Annotated in this window: 5 protein-coding genes and 1 pseudogene; all 6 read right to left on the bottom strand. The window is 61.7% G+C overall.

All coding sequences use genetic code 11. The annotated features are described in order from the left end of the window. Positions 1-964 (bottom strand): NAD(P)-dependent oxidoreductase (locus tag EN750_RS17005; RefSeq protein ID WP_145967731.1); only part of this gene is annotated, 964 nt, incomplete at its 3' end. Continuing rightward, entirely contained in the window at positions 961-1410 is a 450-nt protein-coding gene (locus EN750_RS17000; RefSeq protein ID WP_127397099.1) for an EamA family transporter, read from the bottom strand. The genes EN750_RS17005 and EN750_RS17000, both read right to left, overlap by 4 nt. A 124-nt stretch (positions 1411-1534) precedes the next feature. Then, complete coding sequence (locus EN750_RS16995; RefSeq protein ID WP_127397098.1) at positions 1535-2887, bottom strand: FAD-binding oxidoreductase; 1353 nt, start codon at positions 2885-2887, stop codon at positions 1535-1537. A gap of 2 nt (positions 2888-2889) precedes the next feature. Continuing rightward, entirely contained in the window at positions 2890-4323 is a 1434-nt protein-coding gene (locus EN750_RS16990; RefSeq protein WP_127330329.1) for a UbiA family prenyltransferase, read from the bottom strand. Positions 4324-4528: 205 nt separating this feature from the next. Next, the gene (locus EN750_RS16985) at positions 4529-4792 is read right to left on the bottom strand and encodes a hypothetical protein (protein WP_189526260.1); all 264 of its coding nucleotides are present in this window, start codon (positions 4790-4792) and stop codon (positions 4529-4531) included. Positions 4793-4948: 156 nt separating this feature from the next. After that, a pseudogene (locus tag EN750_RS16980) lies at positions 4949-5366 on the bottom strand (mechanosensitive ion channel domain-containing protein); the annotation flags it as partial.

Raw genomic sequence — 5366 nt, 5'->3', positions numbered from 1 at the left:
TCTTTGCGCGGTACTCGCTGTAGGCGGCGATCAGCATGTCCTCGTCGCGATATTGCGGCACCCAGCCGAGCTGACGCCCGGCCTTGGACACGTCGAGCACGCAGTCCTCGTCGGCGATCAGATACTGTTCCGGGTCCATGATCGGCATGTTCAAGAGGTCGAGCAGGTCCAGCGTGCGCTTGACCGCCCAGCCCGGTGTCGGGATCAAGATCGATTTCGAGCCGGCATGCCGGATCAGATCGCCGAGCAATTTCTTGACCGGCGGCGGGTTGAGCGAACCCAGATTATAGGCCTCATTAGGCACACCGGCCTTCCAGGCCGCGCGCGCGGCCTCGGCGCAGTCGAACACCGAGATGAACTGATAAGGGTTCCTGCCCGAACCGATCATCGGCACCGGAAAATTCCAGTCGATCAGCTTGAACAGCTTTTCCAGGATGCCGAGCCGGCCTGGGCCGATGATCAGGCGCGGGCGAAACAGCGAGATCGACATGCCGCGCTTGCGCCATTCGGCGGCAAGCTCCTCTGTCTTCTGCTTCGACCAGCCATATTCGCCCAGCGGCGCCACCGGGTGCTCCTCGGTCATCGGCTGCGTGACCGTGTGGCCGTAGATCATGTCGGTCGTGTAGTGGACGAGTTTTGACGCACCGGCTCTGTCCATGGCCTGCATGATGTGCTCGGTCCCATGAAAATTCACCGGGAAGAAAAAATCGTGCCGCTTGGCGCGCACCTGGATCGGCGACAGCATCTTGGCCGACAGATTGTAGACCATGTCGTCGGCCTTCAGCCCAACCGCCGCGACCGATGCCGGATCGATGACGTCGCACTGGACAAAGCGGACAGTGCGGTAATGCGGCAGGTCGCTCTTGACGATATCGGCGACGACGACCTCTTCACCATCGGCCACAAGTTTCGGGGCGAGATGGCGGCCGACGAAACCGTCGCCGCCGAAAATCACATGTCTCATCGAACAGTCTCGTTTGCTTGGATCTTGTCAGGCGTGATGGAAGCCGTCTGGTCTTCATGCCCTCGCTCGCCCAAATCCCGGCCACTTTGGGCGATCAGCACCGTGCCGACGCAGATGAAGGCGATGCCGGCGATGCGCCAGCCATTGAGGTCCTCGCGGAAGACGAAATAAGCGAAGATGGCGACGGCAACATAGGCGAGGCTGAGGAACGGATAGGCGAAGGAGAGCTCGACCTTGGACAGCACATAGAGATGCGATGCCATCGAGATGACGAAGGTACACAGGCCAAGGAACACCCAGGGGCTGAAAACGATCTGCAGCAACTTGACGAGCGGATTGACGCCCTCGAACGAGATCGGCCCGAGCGACATCATGCCTTGCTTCAGCATCAGCTGCGCGGCGGCATTGGTCATGACTGTAAAGAGAATGAAGACGATGTATTTCATGTGTTCCAAGCCACCCCTTCACGCTTGCTATTACAAACCCGCAAACATTTGGTGAAGTCCCAACAATATTCTGAGTAAATCGCGTTATTAATCCTTAATTAACCAAGAACTATTCGAGTTTTATCTATTCGGCCGCCTCGACTGAGCCTCGTCGCGCATCCAACCTCTTCGCGGTGCGCGCCCAGAAGTCAGACATGAAGGCGTGGTCGCGGAGCGCTTCCAGCCGCTGCCATTCGGGAAAGGACGAGGCGAATATCTCGGCGGCCATGCGGGCGTCCTTGTATGGATTGACCGCGCCGCCGGCCTCGACCGTGATGCGGTCGAGTTCCCGCAGCAATGTCAGTGTCGCGGCACCCCTGTTGGGGAAATCCAGTGTCAGCGTGTAGCCGGAACGCGGAAACGACAGCAGCGCCGGCGAGCGGATGGAGCCAAAGCGCTTCAGCACGGTGAGGAAGGAACCCTGCCCGGCTTGCCTTGCAACCACCAGCAATGCCGGCACGGCCTCGCGCGCCGTCTCTTCCGGCACCACGCTCTGGTGCTGGAAAAGCCCTTTCGGCCCATAAAGCCGGTTCCAGTCGCGCACGCCGTCGAGCGGGAAGAAGAAGCCTTGATAGCCGACCTGGCGCGGTTCCGTCGACCGGCCCTTCTTCCACCTGTAAGTGGCGTTGAAGGCGGTCAGGAACGGCCGGTTGAGCATATTGAACGGCGGCTGGACCGGCACCGAGAGATTGCCACCGGCGCGCGAGGCGGCATGCGAGCCGTGCTCGGCGTGATTACCAGTGAACAGCAGGCCGCGACCGCTGTTGCGGCCGCCGGCCAATTGGTCGATCCAGGCGACCGCATATTCATTGGCCTGATCGGCCGCCTCGGCCAAACCGAAGAATTCGCAGAGATCACGAAACGGCGTCGCCTTTTCGACGATGTCGAGGGAATGCACCCGCATCAATCGGATCGAAGCCGACAGGATGAGGCCGGTCAGCCCCATGCCGCCGATCGTCGCCGCAAACAGCCACGCATTGTCCGATGCCGAACAGCGATAGGTCTTTCCGTCGGACCTGAGCAGCGTGAAGCTCTCGACATGGCACCCGAATGTGCCGCGCCGATGATGGTTCTTGCCATGCACGTCGTTTGCGATGGCGCCACCCAGCGTGACGAATTGGGTACCGGGCACAACCGCCGGGAAGAAGCCGTGTGGGGCAGCGTGGGCGATGATGTCGGACAACAGCACGCCGGCATCCGCCTCGAGAACACCGGTTTCGGCGTTGAAGGCACGAATCCGGTTCAGCGAACGCATGTCGACGACCGCGCCGGCCCCGTTCTGGCAGGAATCGCCGTAGGAGCGGCCATTGCCATAGGCAAGCAGCGACGCTGGCTTGGCCTGACCGCTCTTCAGCAGCGAGATAGCCTCGTCGGCACCGATAGCGCGCGGCGCCGGCGGCGTAGCAAGGCCAAAGCTCGGGAAACGTTCGGCGGCCATGCCTACCAGCCCCCGATGACCAGCATCACCGCACCGATCAGCACCACGATCTGGCTGCGCCAGTCGCGGATGATGAAGACGACCGGATCGTCATGCATCTCGTTGCGGCGTGCCAGGATCCAGACGCGCATGGTGAGATAAAGCACGATCGGCGCCAGCGGCCAAATCAGCCACGGATGCGGATAGAGCTCGCGCACCGCGACACTGTCCATGTAGAGCGCCAGCACCAGCGCCGAGGAGAAGGCCGAAGCCATGCCGGCCTGGGCGACGATCTCCTGGTCTTCGGTGCGATAGCCGCGGCCGGCAATGCGCTCGCCAGGCGGAATGGCGGTGGTGCGCAGTTCGACGAAGCGCTTCACCAGCGCCAGCGACAGGAAGAAGAAGATAGAGAAGGCCAGCAGCCAGAACGAGACGTCGACGCCGGTCGCCGCCGCACCGGCCAGGACGCGGATCGTGTAAAGGCCGGCGAGTGTCAGCACATCGACCAGCAGCATGCGCTTGAACGACAGCGAATAGGCAGTGGTGACAACCATATAGCCGCCGAGCACAGCCATGAATTCGGGCGACAGGAACAGCCCGGTGCCGATGCCGATCGCCAGAAGCACCGCGATCGCGCCAAGTCCGAACGGGATCGACAGCGCACCGCTGGCGAACGGCCTGTTGCGCTTGGTGAGGTGTTTGCGATCGAGCGCGAGGTCGAAGAAATCGTTGAGGATATAGATGGCCGATGCCACCGCACTGAACGAGACGAATGCCAGCAGGCACTGCCAGATCATGTCGGTGTTGAAATATTCATGCGAGAGCACCATCGGCACTGCGATCAGCGAATTCTTCAGCCACTGATGGACACGCAGCATCTTGACGATGGTCCGCAAAGTCGGCTTCGGCGCCGGCATCGTCTCGGCGCCATGCGCTGCCTGCCAGCGCGCGGCATGGCGGTCGGGCGCGACGACGATCGCGTTGCGCGCTGCATCGAAGACCTGGAGATCGTGACGGCTGTTGCCGGCATAGTCGAAACCGCCATCGCCATAGGCTGCGATCAGCGAAGCGCGCTTCCTGCCCGAGGTGAGATTGGCGAGACCATCGGTGGCCAGCACCTGGTCGAAAATGCCGAGATGGGCCGCGATGGCGTCGGCGAACTTGCGCGGCGTACCGGTCGCCAGCACGATCTTGCGGCCCTCGGCGTGTTCGGTCCGGAGGCGGCAAAGCAGCACTTCGCGATAGGGCAGCGATGCCGGATCGATGTCGATGCGTTGCGCGATTGCCTGCTTCAGCCGCGCCGGCCCGCCGGCGATCCAGAACGGTACCAGGAAGATATAGAGCGGGTTCTTCTTGAGAAGGATGAACAGCCCTTCCCACAACAGATCGGTCGCGATCAGCGTGCCGTCGAGATCGACCGCAAGCGGTATTGCGTTCCTGTCCGACCGCGCATCCATGTCCGTTCTGCCCTGCCCGCGTAGAGTTGCGCGCCGCTTTCCGGCGTCTTGAGGCTGGTATAGCGGGCGATGGCGCAGCGAACGTTAAAACGCCCGGTTGCAGACGGCTGCCGTGACGGTATTTCCGGCGTCATTGTTAAGCAACTGCTACCGGAAACAATAAAAGGCCGAGCAAATGCCCGGCCCTCAAGATATGCAACCGGAATTACCTGATTCGGGCGACGCCGCCCGAGATTTCGATGGTTTCCGAACCGGTCAGAGCTTCGAGGTCGCCGTTCGGCAAGGTGACGAAACAGCCATTCGGGCAGAACTCAACCGTTTCGCCACCAGCCAGCGCGAGGTCGGTCTTGCTGCCGCCCTCGGTCACGACCAGCGTGCGGGTCTCGGCGTCCTTGTTGACCGCGCTTGCGGCATGGACCGAGCCGATGGCGGCGACCAGGGCGACGGCAGCGACGAGAGACTTCCACATGGTGCAATATCGGTGTTCCCACCGCCTCTGTTGCATTTCGCAAGGCAATTTCGCCTTTGCATGGGAGCTTATAGGAGATGGAAGCTGAACCGCAACTGAATGCCGCATTCATGCCGCAATCGGTTCCGGCAGGATCAAGGTCGACGGAGTCCCAGCTTAGTCCGGATCTGGCTTCTTGCGGGACTTGACCAGCCGCTTCTTCTCCGCCTCGGCTTCGGCCTTTATCTGCTCCTGTTCGGCGAAGTCGGCCTCGATCTTGTCGTCGTCTGTCGGCCACGCCTTGGGCTTATGGGCCTCGACCACGGCGCGCGGCGTCGAGGGCATCTCGATGTGTTCGCTGCTGAATTTTTCGAGGACGGCAAAACGGATGTCGTTCTGCGCGATGTTGCCATTCATCACATCGGCCAGGAACACGCGGATCTCGAATTCCAGGGCGGCAGGGCCGAAATTGGAAAACAGCACGAAGGGTTCGGGGTTCTTCAGCACCATCGGGTGGCTGCGGGCGATCTCCAGCAGGACGGCATGAACCTGCTTGACGTCGCTGCCGTAAGCGACGCCGACCTTGATGTCGACG

The organism is Mesorhizobium sp. M7A.F.Ca.ET.027.03.2.1 (assembly GCF_003999175.1).
GTDB lineage: Bacteria > Pseudomonadota > Alphaproteobacteria > Rhizobiales > Rhizobiaceae > Mesorhizobium.
This window is presented reverse-complemented; position numbering and strand designations above follow the sequence as displayed.

Excerpts from the sequence above, each read along its gene's own strand:
- EN750_RS16995 (WP_127397098.1), bottom strand. The coding sequence starts at position 2,887 with ATGGCCGCCGAACGTTTCCCGAGCTTTGGCCTTGCTACGCCGCCGGCG.
- EN750_RS16990 (WP_127330329.1), bottom strand. The coding sequence starts at position 4,323 with ATGGATGCGCGGTCGGACAGGAACGCAATACCGCTTGCGGTCGATCTC.
- EN750_RS16985 (WP_189526260.1), bottom strand. The coding sequence starts at position 4,792 with ATGTGGAAGTCTCTCGTCGCTGCCGTCGCCCTGGTCGCCGCCATCGGC.
- EN750_RS17000 (WP_127397099.1), bottom strand. The coding sequence starts at position 1,410 with ATGAAATACATCGTCTTCATTCTCTTTACAGTCATGACCAATGCCGCC.